Annotated in this window: 15 protein-coding genes and 2 tRNA genes; all 17 read left to right on the top strand. The window is 47.9% G+C overall.

Features of this window, described 5'->3' with window-relative positions; all coding sequences use genetic code 11:
• Positions 1 to 5: 5 nt before the first annotated feature.
• Positions 6 to 1,361 carry a DNA repair protein RadA gene (radA, locus tag JXQ28_05040; GenBank protein MBN2277091.1) on the top strand — a complete coding sequence of 452 codons (1,356 nt, stop codon included), beginning with the start codon at positions 6 to 8 and terminating at the stop codon, positions 1,359 to 1,361.
• An 11-nt stretch (positions 1,362 to 1,372) separates the two neighbouring features.
• Positions 1,373 to 1,954 (top strand): flavin reductase family protein, encoded by a 582-nt coding sequence (locus JXQ28_05035; GenBank protein ID MBN2277090.1) that lies wholly within the window; start codon positions 1,373 to 1,375, stop codon positions 1,952 to 1,954.
• A gap of 5 nt (positions 1,955 to 1,959) precedes the next feature.
• Entirely contained in the window at positions 1,960 to 3,093 is a 1,134-nt protein-coding gene (gene tgt / locus JXQ28_05030; GenBank protein ID MBN2277089.1) for a tRNA guanosine(34) transglycosylase Tgt, read from the top strand.
• Entirely contained in the window at positions 3,074 to 3,766 is a 693-nt protein-coding gene (locus tag JXQ28_05025; GenBank protein MBN2277088.1) for a hypothetical protein, read from the top strand. The genes tgt and JXQ28_05025 overlap by 20 nt, the downstream gene beginning before the upstream one ends.
• A gap of 32 nt (positions 3,767 to 3,798) precedes the next feature.
• Entirely contained in the window at positions 3,799 to 4,548 is a 750-nt protein-coding gene (locus tag JXQ28_05020; GenBank protein ID MBN2277087.1) for an isoprenyl transferase, read from the top strand.
• Between the two features lie 5 nt (positions 4,549 to 4,553).
• Positions 4,554 to 5,369: a phosphatidate cytidylyltransferase gene (locus JXQ28_05015; GenBank protein MBN2277086.1), complete on the top strand. Its 816-nt coding sequence runs from the start codon at positions 4,554 to 4,556 to the stop codon at positions 5,367 to 5,369.
• A gap of 11 nt (positions 5,370 to 5,380) precedes the next feature.
• Complete coding sequence (locus JXQ28_05010; GenBank protein MBN2277085.1) at positions 5,381 to 6,280, top strand: UbiA family prenyltransferase; 900 nt, start codon at positions 5,381 to 5,383, stop codon at positions 6,278 to 6,280.
• On the top strand, positions 6,280 to 6,819 hold the full coding sequence (locus JXQ28_05005; GenBank protein ID MBN2277084.1) for a C40 family peptidase: 540 nt from the start codon (positions 6,280 to 6,282) through the stop codon (positions 6,817 to 6,819). The genes JXQ28_05010 and JXQ28_05005 overlap by 1 nt, the downstream gene beginning before the upstream one ends.
• A gap of 65 nt (positions 6,820 to 6,884) precedes the next feature.
• Positions 6,885 to 8,705, top strand: a complete 1,821-nt coding sequence (gene uvrC / locus JXQ28_05000) for an excinuclease ABC subunit UvrC (GenBank protein ID MBN2277083.1) — start codon at positions 6,885 to 6,887, stop codon at positions 8,703 to 8,705.
• A gap of 90 nt (positions 8,706 to 8,795) precedes the next feature.
• Positions 8,796 to 10,007 carry an exodeoxyribonuclease VII large subunit gene (locus JXQ28_04995; protein MBN2277082.1) on the top strand — a complete coding sequence of 404 codons (1,212 nt, stop codon included), beginning with the start codon at positions 8,796 to 8,798 and terminating at the stop codon, positions 10,005 to 10,007.
• A gap of 5 nt (positions 10,008 to 10,012) precedes the next feature.
• Positions 10,013 to 10,264: an exodeoxyribonuclease VII small subunit gene (gene xseB / locus JXQ28_04990; GenBank protein MBN2277081.1), complete on the top strand. Its 252-nt coding sequence runs from the start codon at positions 10,013 to 10,015 to the stop codon at positions 10,262 to 10,264.
• Complete coding sequence (locus JXQ28_04985) at positions 10,254 to 11,138, top strand: polyprenyl synthetase family protein (protein MBN2277080.1); 885 nt, start codon at positions 10,254 to 10,256, stop codon at positions 11,136 to 11,138. Before xseB ends, JXQ28_04985 begins: the two co-directional genes overlap by 11 nt.
• On the top strand, positions 11,138 to 13,099 hold the full coding sequence (locus JXQ28_04980; GenBank protein MBN2277079.1) for a 1-deoxy-D-xylulose-5-phosphate synthase: 1,962 nt from the start codon (positions 11,138 to 11,140) through the stop codon (positions 13,097 to 13,099). The genes JXQ28_04985 and JXQ28_04980 overlap by 1 nt, the downstream gene beginning before the upstream one ends.
• A gap of 14 nt (positions 13,100 to 13,113) precedes the next feature.
• Positions 13,114 to 14,028, top strand: coding sequence for an NAD(+)/NADH kinase (locus JXQ28_04975; protein ID MBN2277078.1), 915 nt, complete (start codon positions 13,114 to 13,116; stop codon positions 14,026 to 14,028).
• Between the two features lie 94 nt (positions 14,029 to 14,122).
• Positions 14,123 to 14,626 (top strand): DUF1648 domain-containing protein, encoded by a 504-nt coding sequence (locus JXQ28_04970; GenBank protein MBN2277077.1) that lies wholly within the window; start codon positions 14,123 to 14,125, stop codon positions 14,624 to 14,626.
• A 77-nt stretch (positions 14,627 to 14,703) separates the two neighbouring features.
• A tRNA-Gly gene (locus JXQ28_04965) sits at positions 14,704 to 14,777 on the top strand.
• 393 nt (positions 14,778 to 15,170) lie between these two features.
• Positions 15,171 to 15,228 (top strand) — tRNA-Thr (locus JXQ28_04960).

Raw genomic sequence — 15,228 nt, 5'->3', positions numbered from 1 at the left:
TCAGGATGACAGGTAAGACAAAGATAGCTTTTGTATGTACGCAATGCGGCGCCATTCATCCCAAATGGCAGGGTCAATGCCGTGATTGCGGAGAGTGGAATACCCTGGCTGAGGAACGAATTGTCAAGTCGCACCGACGGGCGGATAAGAAAATATCTTCACAGATTCATCGGTTTGAAGATATTGATGACACACTGGTGATGGGTCACAAATCCGGAATTTCCGAATTCGATCGGGTTCTGGGAGGCGGACTCCTTCCGGGAAGCGCCGTGCTGGTGGCCGGGGAACCGGGAATCGGAAAATCGACCCTGATCCTTCAGGCCGCCGACGCCTATTCCGAAAGCGGATTATCCGTTTTGTATGTTACCGGTGAGGAATCGCCGGGTCAGATCAAAAAACGGGCCGGCCGCTTGAATGTCAGGGGACAGAATATTTCAATCATCAACGAAACCGATCTGGAAAAAATTATAAATATCGTCGAGAGTGATTCCTTTCAAATTATAATTGTCGATTCCATCCAGACCATATCCAGCGCCGTTTTTGATTCTCCGCCCGGAACCATCGGGCAAATTCGTGAGGCGGCCGGACGCCTGATTGATATTGCCAAGAAAAACGGCTTTTCGCTGTTCCTTATCGGTCATGTCACCAAGGAAGGGCTGGTGGCCGGACCGAAGGTTCTGGAACATATGGTCGATGCCGTTCTGTATTTTGAGGGCGAAAGCCGGTATGTCTATCGCATCCTCCGGACTGTTAAGAACCGCTTTGGAGCCACGTTCGAACTGGGCGTATTCGAAATGACACCACAAGGCCTTCGGGAAGTCGAAAATCCCTCGTCGCTGTTCTTGTCGGAATACAGCGAGGGTGATCGTTCCGGGGCGGTAGTGGCGGCTTCCTGCGAGGGCAACCGGCCGATTCTAGTCGAAATTCAGGCGCTGGTATCATCGGCTTCCTATGGCACTCCCCAGCGAGTGGCCGGGGGAATCGATAACAAACGATTGGCCCTGCATCTGGCCATCCTGGAAAAAAGAATCGGCCTGCCGATGGGCGGTAATGATGTTTTTGTCTCGGTGGCCGGAGGCTTGCGTCTTTCGGAACCGGCGGTCGATCTGGCTTTGCATGCCGCCATTGTATCATCGCTTCGCGATATTCCGGTCGACGCCTCCATAGTGGTCGCCGGTGAAGTGGGTCTTTCGGGTGAGGTGCGCCCGATCAGCATGGTTGATCGTCGAGTGGCCGAGGCGGCCAAGCTGGGTTTCAAGAAAATCATTATTCCGCGACAAAATGCCGAGGGGGTGTCAGGGGCTGAAATTGAAATTGTCGGTGTAACCAGCCTCGAAAAGGCGCTGGATATTATATTTTAGGAAGGGGAGAGATGGAAAAAACACAGGTAAAACCTCAGGCTATGCTGTTCCCGCTCCCGGCGGTGATGGTTTCCTGCGTGGCCGAAGGCTATGCCGCTAATATTATCACCATCAGCTGGATCGGCATCATCAACTCCGAGCCGCCGATGCTATCGATCTCGGTACAGCCCAAGAGGTATTCCTATGATATCATCAAGAAATCGGGCGAATTTGTGGTCAACCTGACCGGTGAAAAACATCTTAAGGCCGCAGATTTTTGCGGCACCAAGTCGGGGCGGGATTTCGATAAATTTAAGGAAATGAATTTGACCCCGGTACCGGGGAAAATTGTTATGGCTCCGTTGATCGGAGAATGCCCGGTCAATCTTGAATGCAAGGTTCGGCAGACGATTGTCCTCGGTTCGCATGAAATGTTTATGGCCGAAATAGTAATGGTACATATTGATAAAGATAAACTGGATAAGAATGTGCGGCCACTGATCGATGCTATCAAACCGCTGGTCTACTGCCCGGCGGCAAGGGAATATCGTGGCGGTCTGGAAAAAATGCTGGCCCGATATGGCGCGGCGGCCAGGGAAATCCGAAATCGGTAACGGCTTTGAGGAATTTCGATTTTAAACTTCTTCAAAATGATGGTCCCGCCCGCCGCGGTATAGTGAGTACCCCTCATGGCCATTTCAATACTCCGGCCTTCATGCCGGTCGGGACATCGGGTGCGGTCAAGGCCATGACAGCCGAGGATCTCGAAGCATGCGGAGCCGAAATCATGCTCGGCAACACATACCATCTGTATCTTAGACCGGGAGAAAGAATCATAAAGAATCGGGGTGGCCTGGCTTCCTTCAATGGCTGGAATAAGCCGACCCTGACAGATTCCGGGGGATTCCAGGTTTTTTCCATGAGGGATCTTTCAAGGGTCGATGATGACGGTGTTACCTTCCGCTCCCATCATGACGGTTCGGAACATCGTTTCGACGCCGAAAAGGTTATCAGGATACAGCGCGATATCGGGGCGGATATAATCATGTCATTCGACCAGTGTGTTCCGTATCCATCGGAAAAAGAGCAGGCGGCCATCGGTGCAAGGCGAACTTACGACTGGGCCCGGAAAGGGCAAGCATATTTCAATATGGCCGAGGAGCAGGAACCAACCGGTACAGCCCTGTTCGGAATTGTCCAGGGATCAGTTTACCAGGATTTAAGGAGAATTTCCGCCGAGCAGATTGTTTCTCTTGATTTTCCGGGAAACTCCATCGGCGGATTGGCGGTCGGGGAGTCCAAGGGAGAAATGGAAGACACTCTTGCTTTTACCATGCAATTTCTTCCGGGAAACCGGCCGCGCTATCTGATGGGAGTCGGCTATCCCGAGGATATACTCATGGCCGTCTCTTCAGGTGTGGATATGTTCGATTGCGTGTTACCTACCAGAAATGCCCGAACCGGAATGGTTTTCACATCGGAAGGGCCCCTGGTTTTTCGCAATGCCGAATATTCCGAGGATGACCGTCCACTCGATCCCGGTTGTGATTGCCGGGTCTGCCGTCGCTACAGCCGGGCCTATATACGGCATTTATATAACCAGAGTGAAATAACCGCCCTGGTTCTGGCGTCATTTCATTCTTCCTATTTTTTCCAGAATTTAATGAGGCAAATTCGTTTATCCCTTGAGCAAAGTCGATTTAATGAATTTCGAAAGGAATTTTTGGACAAATATGGCAGTTCACAGGATTAATCTGTCGGCAGTCATTATTCCGGCGCTGGTTATTTTCATGTCCGGACAGGCGGGAAACACGAACAATTCCATTTCTGATACCGATCCAGTGATCCAATATTACCTTGACCAAACCGGCAAAATCTTTGGAGAACATTACCTTTTTGGACAAAACATAAAATACTCTGTGGAAATGCGGGCGATTTACGAGCAAACGGATTATCGGGGGGAAATGCAAAAACTCGATACGGCCGTATATCGAATGTACTGCGATGGTTCCCGACGCGATTCGACGGTAATTATAGATTCGGCAGGGGCAAAGGAGAATTCTCTCCCTGAAACATTCGACTTTCCGCGGCCGTGGAATAAGGATTACCAATATTATTTTTATCCCAACGACACCGGAGCCGGATTACTGGCTATCGGGTTTGTCGAAAAGAAGGCTGACAGTACTGCCCCGATCACCGGATTTATCAATATTAACAGGGATGATTTTTATCTGATTGATATTTTTTATCACGATCCCAGTCCCCAGGGATTGTTCCGCCGTTCCGAGCGGCTTCATTTCAGAAGGCTGACGGATTACATTATTCTCGATTTTTATTCTATTCAAATAATTGAGCGGAATCTTTTGGGCTGGAGATATTTCAGCTGTGAATTTGAATTTATTGAGTATCAATTGAATTCCGATTAATTTCCTTGCTCTCGCGGATTCTTCCATCTATAATGGTGACCATGACGGATAATGCTGATAGCCCGCCTTACGGCCTGGATAAAAAAGCTCTGCCGACCCATATCGCGATTATAATGGATGGTAACGGGCGCTGGGCCGGAAAACGAAATTTACCCAGGACTGCCGGTCATGAGGCAGGTGTCCTGGCGGTGAAAGAAGTGGTCCGGGCGGCGGCTGAATTGAAAATAAAGTATGTTACCCTTTATACTTTTTCAGTTGAAAACTGGAAACGCCCAAGGGAAGAGGTAGCCGCTTTAATGAGTCTTTTAAGTCGGACTACCCGGAATGAGATTGAGGAGTTGCATAAAAATAATGTCCGCTTGATCACTACCGGCAGGATCGAAGAATTATCATCCACCCGGCGTCGCGCATTGGCCATGGCCTGCAAAAAAACCCGGACCAATACCGGGCTGATTCTCAATCTGGCTTTGAATTATGGCGGCCGAACCGAAATTATCGATGCCGTTAAGGCCATTGCCACTGATGTTAAAGCCGGGCACCTGCTTCCTGATGACATCGATGAAAATAAATTCTCCGGCTATCTCTATACCGCCGGGCTACCCGATCCGGATTTGCTGATCAGAACTTCCGGCGAGATGCGGCTGTCCAATTTCCTGCTGTGGCAGACCAGCTATACGGAATTATATATCACCGATGTCCTCTGGCCTGATTTTGGCCGCTCCGAGCTCTTTGAGGCCATCAGGGCATATCAGAAGCGGGAACGCCGTTTCGGAAAGGTCTGAATTTTTTGAATCGGAATCTGTTAACGAGAATAATTGTCGCTCTTATTTTCGGTCCTCTGATCATTTTGATTTCCTATTTGGGAGGTTTCTGGCTTCTGGGGATGATACTGATTTTCGCCCTGATCGGAATTGTCGAGTATATGCTGGGATGTTCCGTCGGCCCCGGGGCTATCACATTCTGGCTAACCATGGTTTTCATAGAGGCCGCGATAATTTCATCGACACTCTATAACTATGAATATTCGGTTTATATTTTAATTGTGTATTTTCTTATTACCGGCATTATTCTGGCCGTGCAGAACCGTGAACCGGTCATTCTCTTTCAGAATCATGCGAATCTTATATGGGGTGTAGTCTATCTGGGTGGATTGTATCCGTTTGTTTACCACGTCAGATATGTATCCCCGGATAAAGGGGGAGACTGGCTGCTGTTTCTATTCGGGACACTATGGCTTTCGGATACACTGGCCATGTTTATCGGCAAAGCGCTGGGTAAAAGAAAATTGGCCCCGACCGTTTCACCTAATAAGACAGTATCCGGATTTGTCGGTGGTCTAAGCGGTGGTTTAATTGTAGCCCTGATAATGTATTTTTGGCGTCTTCCTGAAATTCCGATTTTTCAATTATGCCTGGCCGGTGTTCTTATTTCCATGATCGGACAACTTGGCGATCTGGTCGAATCGTGCTGGAAAAGGGCGGTCGGAATCAAGGATTCTTCCGCCATTATCCCCGGGCATGGGGGTATTCTCGACCGCTTTGATTCCCTTTTGTTTGCCGCTCCGGCGTTGTATTTTACTCTCAAGTACTTCATATACAAATAGGTTGGTCGATATTGAAGCTGATCGACTTCATTTTTGCCGCTCGCCCAATGCTGTTGCTTCCAGTCTGGTCTATATATCTTGTCACGGTCAAATCGGTTGATGAAAATCAGCAGGCCGACATGGCTATGATGTTGCCTTTGATAGCCGTGACTCTGATTGTTATCGGGGGGTACTACCTTAATCAGATTTATGATTATGAATCGGATCGGATCAATAGGAAACTTGGATTTCTTCAGTCGGGCATGATCGGTCGCTCGGAAATGATGGCGGCTTATCTGGCGGCCACACTGACCGGTTTAATAATTGGATTTTATTCCGGATTCCAAATTGGTCTGATTAATATTTCCCAGGTTATTCTGGCGGCAATTTATTCATTGCCGCCATTTCGACTGAAAGACCGTCCATATCTCGGTTTGGCCGCTAATATTCTCGGGTATGGAATTATCCTGCCCTTGTTACCGCCGACCTTCTGGGAAAATTTTGAAACCGCCAGGCTTGTTATACCGGCCTATTTTGGCTTGACTGTCGCCGCCGAATTCTTGTTAACCATAATTCCCGATCGGGAGGGAGACAAAAAAACCGGTAAAACCACTCTGTCCGTGATATTCTCAAATCGAATTCTTATTTTATCGGGCGCAATTTGCTTTGCAGCGGCGGTATGGCTGGCCGGCATTGCCGGTCTGAAGTCTCTGACATTTATCAGTCTGACGGCTTTAATCCTCTATCTTACAACCTTGCTTGCGCCGAGAGAGGGACTTATATTGTTCGTCTGTAAATTTCCCATATTGCTCATAACACTTTTGGCCGGGTACTACTTTCCGGCCTACCTGGTTTTTATTGTTGTTCTGCTCCTAACAACCCGTCTATATTATAAAAAAAGGCTTAAAAAGACTTATCCGAGATTGAATTGATGCATCCGCGTTTGATTATATTAATTTCTCTTGTGATACTGACCGGCTGCCAGCCAAATCCGAGATATCGAAGCGGTGAAGCCAGGCCGCCGGGTTCCGAGGATAATCCTTTATCCGATGAGCCATCGGCAGTCGTCCCCGACCGCGACTTTATTTCTGTATCTACCAATGACTTGCTTGAGTTGGGGCGAATTATCCAGAGCTGTCTGGGAAAGCCCTACAGCGGGACTTCGCAATATGAAAAGGGTTTGGATTGCAGCCAGTTTACCCTTGAGGTTTTCGAACGTTTTAAAAGGATAAAACTGCCGCGGACTACCGCCCGGCAATTCAAGACCGGCCAAAGGATAAATAAAAGCCGGTTACGTTTCGGAGATCTGGTATTCTTTGCAACCGAAGGAAATGATATATCGCATGTGGGGATATTTGTCGGAAACGATGAGTTTGTGCATTCCTCGTCATCCAGCGGAATCATTATTTCCAATATAAATGATGAGTACTGGAGGAAGCATTTCGCCGGGGGAAGAAGAATATTGCCCTGATGGATAACATCCTTTTTATTATCACCCGGTTTATATCCCGTCAATCCCGGCGTATATAAAAGGGTATGAAAAACGATCAGCTTGAAATAAAACTAAAAAATCTGCCGCATTTTCCAGGAGTCTATTTATTCAAGGACAGAACCGGCCGGATAATTTATATAGGTAAGGCCAAAAGCCTTCGAAACCGGGTCCGGACGTATTTCCAATCATTGGATAAACTCGAGCCAAAAACCGCCCGGCTGGTATCGATGATACATGATCTGGACCTGGTGGTGACGGATTCCGAAATCGAGGCCTTGATTCTGGAGGCCAATCTGGTCAAAGAGCATCGGCCCCGATATAATATCAATCTCAAAGATGATAAGCATTTTCCATATATAAAAGTGACCACAAATGAGGCTTTCCCCAGGGTGTTGATAGTCCGGCGGCTGGAAAAGGATAAAGCCCATTATTTCGGTCCTTACACCAGTTCGAAAGGCATGCGGCGCACGGTGGAATTCCTTTGTCGTTTGTTTAAAATCAGAAGCTGTAATTTAACCATTCCGCATCCGACCGGCAAAGTGCAGAAAGTGTGTTTGGACTACCGGATCGGTCGCTGCGGCGGACCGTGCGAAAATTTCCAAACGCAGGAGGAATATGCCGAGGCTGTCGATTCCGTGTTGCTTTTCCTATCCGGCCGTGGTCGAACCCTTATCGATAAATTGGAAAAGAAGATGACCCATTATTCAGAAAATATGGAATATGAATCGGCCGCTGAAATCCGCGATCAGATTGAAGCCCTGAAATCGGTGCAACAGAAACAGAAGGTTGATGCCGGTAAGATAATTGACCGTGACATAATTGCCCTGGCACGGGAGGGACGGGATACGGTAGTGGTGGTCATGCAAATCCGGGAAGGTGTCCTTATCGGGCGACAGGATTTTCAGTTGCGTTCCGAACTCGATGATAGTGAGGCCGAGGTCCTTTCCGGTTTTCTGAAGCAGTACTACAATAATCAGCCCAATCTTCCCGAGGAAGTATATCTTCCCTGCGATCCGGGAGATCTGAATCTGGTAGCCGATTGGCTGACTCGTGCCCGCGGTCGAAGGGTTTATGTTCTGACACCTGTGAAAGGTGACAAACTGAAACTGGTTGACCTGGCCTCCAGTAATGCGCGGTTGTTACTCGATGAATTACTGATTCAGAAAAAAGGCTATACGGAACGAATCGTCAAATCGGTTCAGGCTCTCAAAGACGATCTGTCTCTGGCCCGTTCACCGCGATCCATCGCCTGTGTCGATATTTCTAATACAGGGACCACGGATGCCGTCGGATCACTGGTATATTTCCTGAATGGCAAACCGCTTAAATCGCGATACCGGCATTTCCGAATCAAAGGGGTTGCCGGTCAGGATGATTTCGCGATGATGCGTGAGGTAGTGGGGCGCTATTTTTATCGTTTAAAAGATGAAAACGATTCCCCGCCGGATTTACTGGTAGTCGATGGAGGCAAAGGGCAGTTGTCATCGGTCCGAAATGAAATCGAGTCGATCGGTTTCGAAAATCAAAACATTATCGGGCTGGCCAAGAGGCTGGAAGAGGTGTATCTGCCCGGGCATAGAGATCCCCTGACCATACCCAAATCATCACCGGGTCTTTTACTATTAAAACGGGTTCGGGATGAGGCGCACCGCTTTGCCATCGAGTACAACCGGAAGGTGCGAACCAGGAGAACAATCGCCTCAGCGCTGGATAAAATTGAAGGTGTCGGTCCCCGGCGGAGGGATATTCTTCTGAAGCATTTCGGTTCGGTTAAAAAAGTCAGGGTAGCTTCGCTGAAAGATATTAAGGCCGTTAAGGGAATTCCGGCTCCGATCGCCGAGAAAATATTTCGTTCGTTACATTGATTCGAATGTGCCGCCGGACCATGAATCTTCCTTAATGTCATTGACGAATATTCGATTGCCAAACAGGGATCAATATCGTATTTAATTCATATGCAATACGGGGAAGAAAAAGTCTATACCGTTACGGCTCTAACACGATTGATAAAATACACCCTCGAGGAAAGCTTTCCCTCAATCTGGGTTGAAGGCGAAATCTCGAATTATATTTGCCATTCGTCGGGTCATCGTTACCTGATCCTCAAGGATGAAAACGCCGCCATCAAGCTGACCATCTGGCGTTCGATCGGACAGACTCTGAAATTTGAACCCGAGAACGGGATGAAAGTCCGGGCTTATGGAGATATTTCGGTTTATGAAAAAGGGGGGAATTACCAGCTTAATGTCAGGAAACTGACACCGGTCGGGATCGGGGAGCTGGAGATAGCCTTTCGGCAATTGTACGAAAAGCTTTCACGAGAAGGTTTGTTTGATGAGGCGATTAAGAAACCCATTCCGGAATATCCCATGAAAATAGGCATTGTGACCTCACCCACCGGGGCGGCCATCCGGGATATTATTCAGATTGCCGGAAGGCGCAACAAATCTGTTGAACTGCTGATTTATCCGGCCCGGGTTCAGGGGGAAGGGGCCGGAAAGACGATTATTGCCGGAATTGAGTATTTCAATCGGCGGTCGGATATCGAGTTGATTATTATTGGCCGAGGGGGTGGTTCTCTTGAAGATCTCTGGGCTTTTAACGAGGAAGAACTGGTGCGGGCCATCCATGCCTCCGAAAAACCGATTGTCTCAGCCGTAGGACACGAAATCGACACGACTTTATCAGATTTAGCGGCGGACTTGAGGGCCCCGACGCCATCGGCCGCCGCGGAACTGGTAATCTGGAGCTCGCAGGAATTTTTAAATGAGGTAACCACCAACCTGGTACGAATTGATAATTGCATTATATCTCTGATCATTCGTAATAAGGATAGGTTGGGGCAGGTTATCGGGCGTCCGGTCTATCACCATCCGGAGTTGATGGTCCATGAAAAAATGCAATACCTGGATAACCTGTTGCGGTTGTTTGACAATGCCGGAAAAAACAATTTGGAAAAAAGGAAAAACCTCTTATCTTTAGCGCTGTCCCGGCTGGAAACACTTTCGCCACTGGCGATATTGAAGCGGGGCTATGCCGTTCTCAATGATATTTCCTCGGGCAAGCCGATTAAATCGGTCGGCGGTGTTGAGATCGGCCAATCGATGGAGGCGGTCTTAAGCGACGGGAAAATTGAGGCCCTGGTAAAAAGAATAAGCAAGAATTGATAATCATGACGGAACCGAAAATCGAATTCAAGGATTTTGAAACAGCTCTGGAACGCCTGGAGGAAATTACCGGACAACTGGAAGCGGGTGATGCCAGCTTGGAGGAGGCCATTGATTTATATACCGAGGGAATCCAAATTGCGGCCTTCTGCAGTCGAAAATTATCCGATTCGGAAAAGAGGATTTTAATTCTAAAAGAAAAGAATCAGGAGATGATCGAAAGAGCTTTTGATGAGGAAAGGGAAAATGGCGATTAACATGGCCCCGACAGGCATTGATTATCTTCAGCAAAAACAGGCTGAAATCGACCGTTTGCTTGATTATTACCTGCCGCCCGAAAGCGATTCCCCTCAGCGCCTGCACCAGGCCATGCGTTATTCCGTCCTGGCCGCGGGGAAAAGAATCCGTCCCATCCTCTGCATGGTGGCTTACGAAACCCTGGGAAAATCAGCCCCCGAAATTATCAATCCGGCGGCCTGCGCCCTGGAACTGGTTCACACCTATTCGCTGATTCATGATGATCTGCCATGTATGGATGACGATGATCTCCGCCGGGGAATTCTGACTTTGCATAAGAAATTCGATGAAGCTACCGCCGTTCTGGCCGGTGACGCCTTGCACGATCTGGCCTTCGATCTGGTGGCCCGATCCGGATCGACCGCGGTTGTCAGTGAACTGGCCAATGCCATCGGAACCTATGGTATGCTTGGCGGACAGATGGCGGATATCCTTGCCGAAGGCAGGCAATTGGGAATTGAGGATATCAAGTATATCCATATGCATAAAACCGCCGCCCTGATTCGGGGCTCGATCAGGATCGGGGCTTTTCTGGCCGAAGCCGATGAGTATGTTCTGGAAAGGCTTTCGTTATACGGCGAGAAGATTGGTCTGGCTTTTCAGATTATCGATGATATTCTGGATATTAATGGAGATCAGAAAAAGCTTGGCAAGAAAGTGGGCTCGGATTGTAAAAATAAGAAAGCTACTTATCCGGGAATCATGGGTCTTAAACAAGCCCGCTTAGAAGCCGCCAGACTAATAAGTGAGGCGGTAGGGATTTGCAGAAATCTCGAATTTGACACGGATAATTTTCAGTTCATTGCCGAGTATATCGGTAACAGGGATAATTGATGACCATTCTGCATACAATCAGGCAATCATCCGATATTAAGACTCTTGATGACAAGCAATTGACGGAATTGGCCGATGAAATCCGTCAGGAGATAATTTCGGTGGTATCCACTAATGGCGGTCATCTGGCTTCCAATCTCGGGATTGTCGAATTAACCATGGCCCTGCATTTTTGTTTTGATATTCCCAAAGACCAGATTGTCTGGGATGTCGGTCACCAGAGTTATGTCCATAAAATGTTAACCGGTCGTTGGGATCGGATGGGCAGTATCAGAAAATATCAGGGATTATCCGGATTTCCCAAAAGAGAGGAGTCTCCCGCCGATGCATTTGGGGCCGGTCATGCCTCAACGGCAATATCGGCGGCCCTTGGCCTGGCTTCAGCCCGTGATCACAAAGGGTTGAAACACAAGGTCATCGCTGTGGTAGGGGACGGTGCCCTGACCGGGGGGCTGGCTTTTGAAGGACTTAATAATGCCGGTGCCTCGAAAAAAGATATTCTGGTAATTCTTAATGATAATGAGATGTCTATTTCCAAGAATGTCGGGGCACTTTCCAAATACCTGACAAATATGATGACCGACAAGAGATTTAACAAACTCCGCGATGAAATCTGGGAATTGACCGGCCGGTTTAAGCGGCGGGAAAAAATCCGATCGATGGTTTCTAATATCGAGGATTCGATTAAGGGCCTTTTTGTTCCCGGCTACCTGTTTGATAAACTCGGGTTTCGGTATTTCGGTCCTATCAATGGCAATGATTTCCAGCTTCTGGTCCGGACTCTGACTCACCTGAAAAATATTCCCGGCCCCAAGCTTCTCCATGTGGCTACGATAAAGGGTAAAGGATTCGGCCCGGCCGAGGCCGACTCCACCAAGTTTCATGGGATCGGGGCCTTTGACAAAGTCACAGGGGAGGCCAATTCCAAGTCCAGTCTTCCTGCCTACACCAAGGTTTTTGGCGATACTATGGTGGAAATCGCGGAGAAACACTCGGATGTTGTCGCCATTACCGCCGCCATGACTCCCGGGACCGGATTGACCGGATATGCGGAACGTTTCCCTGATCGTTTTTATGATGTCGGTATTGCCGAGGGACATGCTTCGTGTTTCGCGGCCGGACTTGCGGCCGGCGGGATTAAACCTTTTGTGGCTATCTATTCCACCTTTCTCCAGCGCGCCTATGACCAGATTATCCATGATGTGGCCCTGCAAAAATTACCGGTGGTTTTCTGTCTTGACCGGGCCGGACTGGTCGGCGACGACGGCCCGACCCATCACGGATGTTTCGATCTGTCGTACCTCTCAACGGTCCCCGGAATGACTATAATGGTGCCCCGCGATGGCGATGAATTCCGCTCCATGCTTCATCTGGCCGCAGATACCGAACTGGAAGGCCCCTGCGCTATCAGGTATCCCCGCGGTTCTATTCCCTATGAAATGACCGGCAATCTGGAAAAAATCCGGTGGGGACGCTGGCATCAATTGCGTTTTAGCGGCGATACGGTGGTCATTGCGACCGGTTCGATGGTCGATATCGCCCTGAAGGCGCATGAAGTAGTCAGAATGAAACGAGAACTGTCGGTCATCAATGCTCGATTCGTCAAACCCTTCGACCGCGATCTTCTGGAATTTTGTATGGAGAATTATCGGAATATCATATCCATTGAGGAGAACAGCCATATCGGCGGTTTGGGGCAGATAATCGGTGATTATCTGATTGAAAACGGTTACCGCGGTAAGTTTAAATCGTTTGCCATTCCGGATCGTTTTATAACTCATGGCAGCCGTAAAATCCTTCTGGATGAAATCGGTCTGAATGTAGAATCCCTGGTCGAATACATTGAGAATCTCGGTAATGGACGGCGGACTTTCCTTGAAAAAATCCATCTTAAAAAACCTGAAGCCAGAAAAGTCGTTTCGATCTCTGCCGACCGATCCGATGGCACCATGGATAAATAATTGAGATTGTCAAGATGCGTTTTGGAGTGATTGCCAATTTCGGGCGCCCCGGAGCTTCTGACACAGTCGATCTGATCGGCGCCTGGTGCCAAAAAAATGGTCATCAGGCCTTTGTTTGCAACGATTCACCAACGGCTGAAATCGATCAAAAGGAAGATGTTGTCAGCAGTGGGGATCTTTGCACCAGGGCAGATTTTCTAATTTCATGCGGGGGCGATGGGACGATGCTCTCAACTGCCCGGGCTCTGGGGAAAAATACCATTCCCATCCTGGGTATAAATTTGGGATCACTCGGCTTTCTCACGCAAAGGACGCCGGAACAACTGGAAAGTTCGCTGGAAAGAATGGTTAGAGGAGATTTCAGGATAGAGGAGCGGCTGGTGTTAAAAACCGAAATAGTCGATGGACCACCGCTTGATTTTCCATATTCGCTTAACGATGTCGTGATCGATAAAGGAAATGTCAGCCGCGTAATCAATCTCAGCCTATATGCCAACGGCGAATATATCTGCTCCTACACGGCCGATGGATTGATTGTCGCCACGCCGACCGGATCGACCGCATACTCTCTGGCGGTCGGAGGGCCGATTCTCAATCCCAATATGCAGGCCTTTATCGCCTCACCGATCTCGCCTTTTTCATTGACCAGTCGCCCGCTGATATTCCCGCCCGAATTCGTACTTGAGGTGCGGGTTCGTTCGGAACACGGCAACGCTTTATTGACCATCGATGGTCAGGTGGCGACCCATTTCTCGCCGAACGGTTCGATCAGAATCACCCGTGCCGGGCATTCGGTGAAATTCATAACTTTCGCCGATGAATCGTTTTATGATGTATTGAGGCGCAAGCTTCACTGGGGAAAACTACCGGTGGTCGATTATAAGAAGACCGATTTCCTCAAAAATAATCCCCGCAATAATCAGGAATAGATACCATATTATTGTTTAGCATAAAACAGGAATCATTATCTGAATATTCAATGGACAAATCGAAGATTATTGTATTTTGTTGAAAATAACTTATATGGAAAAAATAGAACGTCCCATAATCAGGATACCTCTGACAAAGACAGAAATTATTTTCGAAATGATTTCTCTCGCGGGATTGTTTGTCAACGTTTTTCTTATTGCATATTATTGGTCAGGCCTGCCGGAACGAGTTCCGGGCCATTTCGGCATCAATGGTCGGCCCGATATGTGGAGCGGCAAGGCCTCGCTAATTATTCTGCCGGTTGTATCGATTTTTCTTTATGCTCTATTGACACTGGTCAGGCGTAAGCCGCAAGGCATTAATTATCTGGTTAAAATCACAGGTGATAATGCCGAAAAGCAATATCGCCTTGTCCGGAGGTTTTTATCTGTAATAAAGATTGAGATTATATGGGTCTTTGCCTTTATTAACTGGATAGCCATCAAGGTTGCTTTTGGACAATGCAATGGTCTGGGAATTCTTTTCCTGCCGCTTTTCCTGATCCTTGTTTTTGGCACAATCGGAATTTATATTAACAAATCTTCAAATACAGGATAAACCTTCCGGCTTATACCGCAAAATTAATCTTGCATATTCCGGTCAGTCTATATATTATTAGCGCCGAGCGCGTATAAGCGGGAGTAACTCAGTTGGCTAGAGTCACAGCCTTCCAAGCTGTTGGTCGCGGGTTCGAGTCCCGTCTCCCGCTTGTAAGTTGATAAAAGCCATAATCATAAGTGCTGGACTTTCTGTCCGCCAAATGACTGTCACCATTCTTTAAAACAATCCTATTCCTCCGATTACTCCGTGCCAAAAGTGTATTATTAGGGGCGGGAAAATTCTTCATTAATAAATAATTGTTAAAAATTGTTCAATTTTCTGCCAGCAGTTTAAAGCAAATCTGAAACCTCCCGATAATTATAAAGTTATATCGGAGGCATGGAGTTGCGGTCAGACCATATAATGGGGATAAAAGAATTTTAAAAAATTTAACCCTGACTCGAAATATTTCTTGACAAGGGTATTGGGGGGTATATATTTAGGGCTCGCTAAAAAGGCGAGTTACGCCTATTTGTGAAACTGAAAAACAATAGGCCCAAGTAGCTCAGTCGGTAGAGCACATCCTTGGTAAGGATGAGGTCACCGGTTCAATCCCGGTC

The organism is Candidatus Zixiibacteriota bacterium (assembly GCA_016933955.1).
Taxonomy (GTDB): Bacteria; Zixibacteria; MSB-5A5; order GN15; family PGXB01; genus JAFGTT01.
This window is presented reverse-complemented; position numbering and strand designations above follow the sequence as displayed.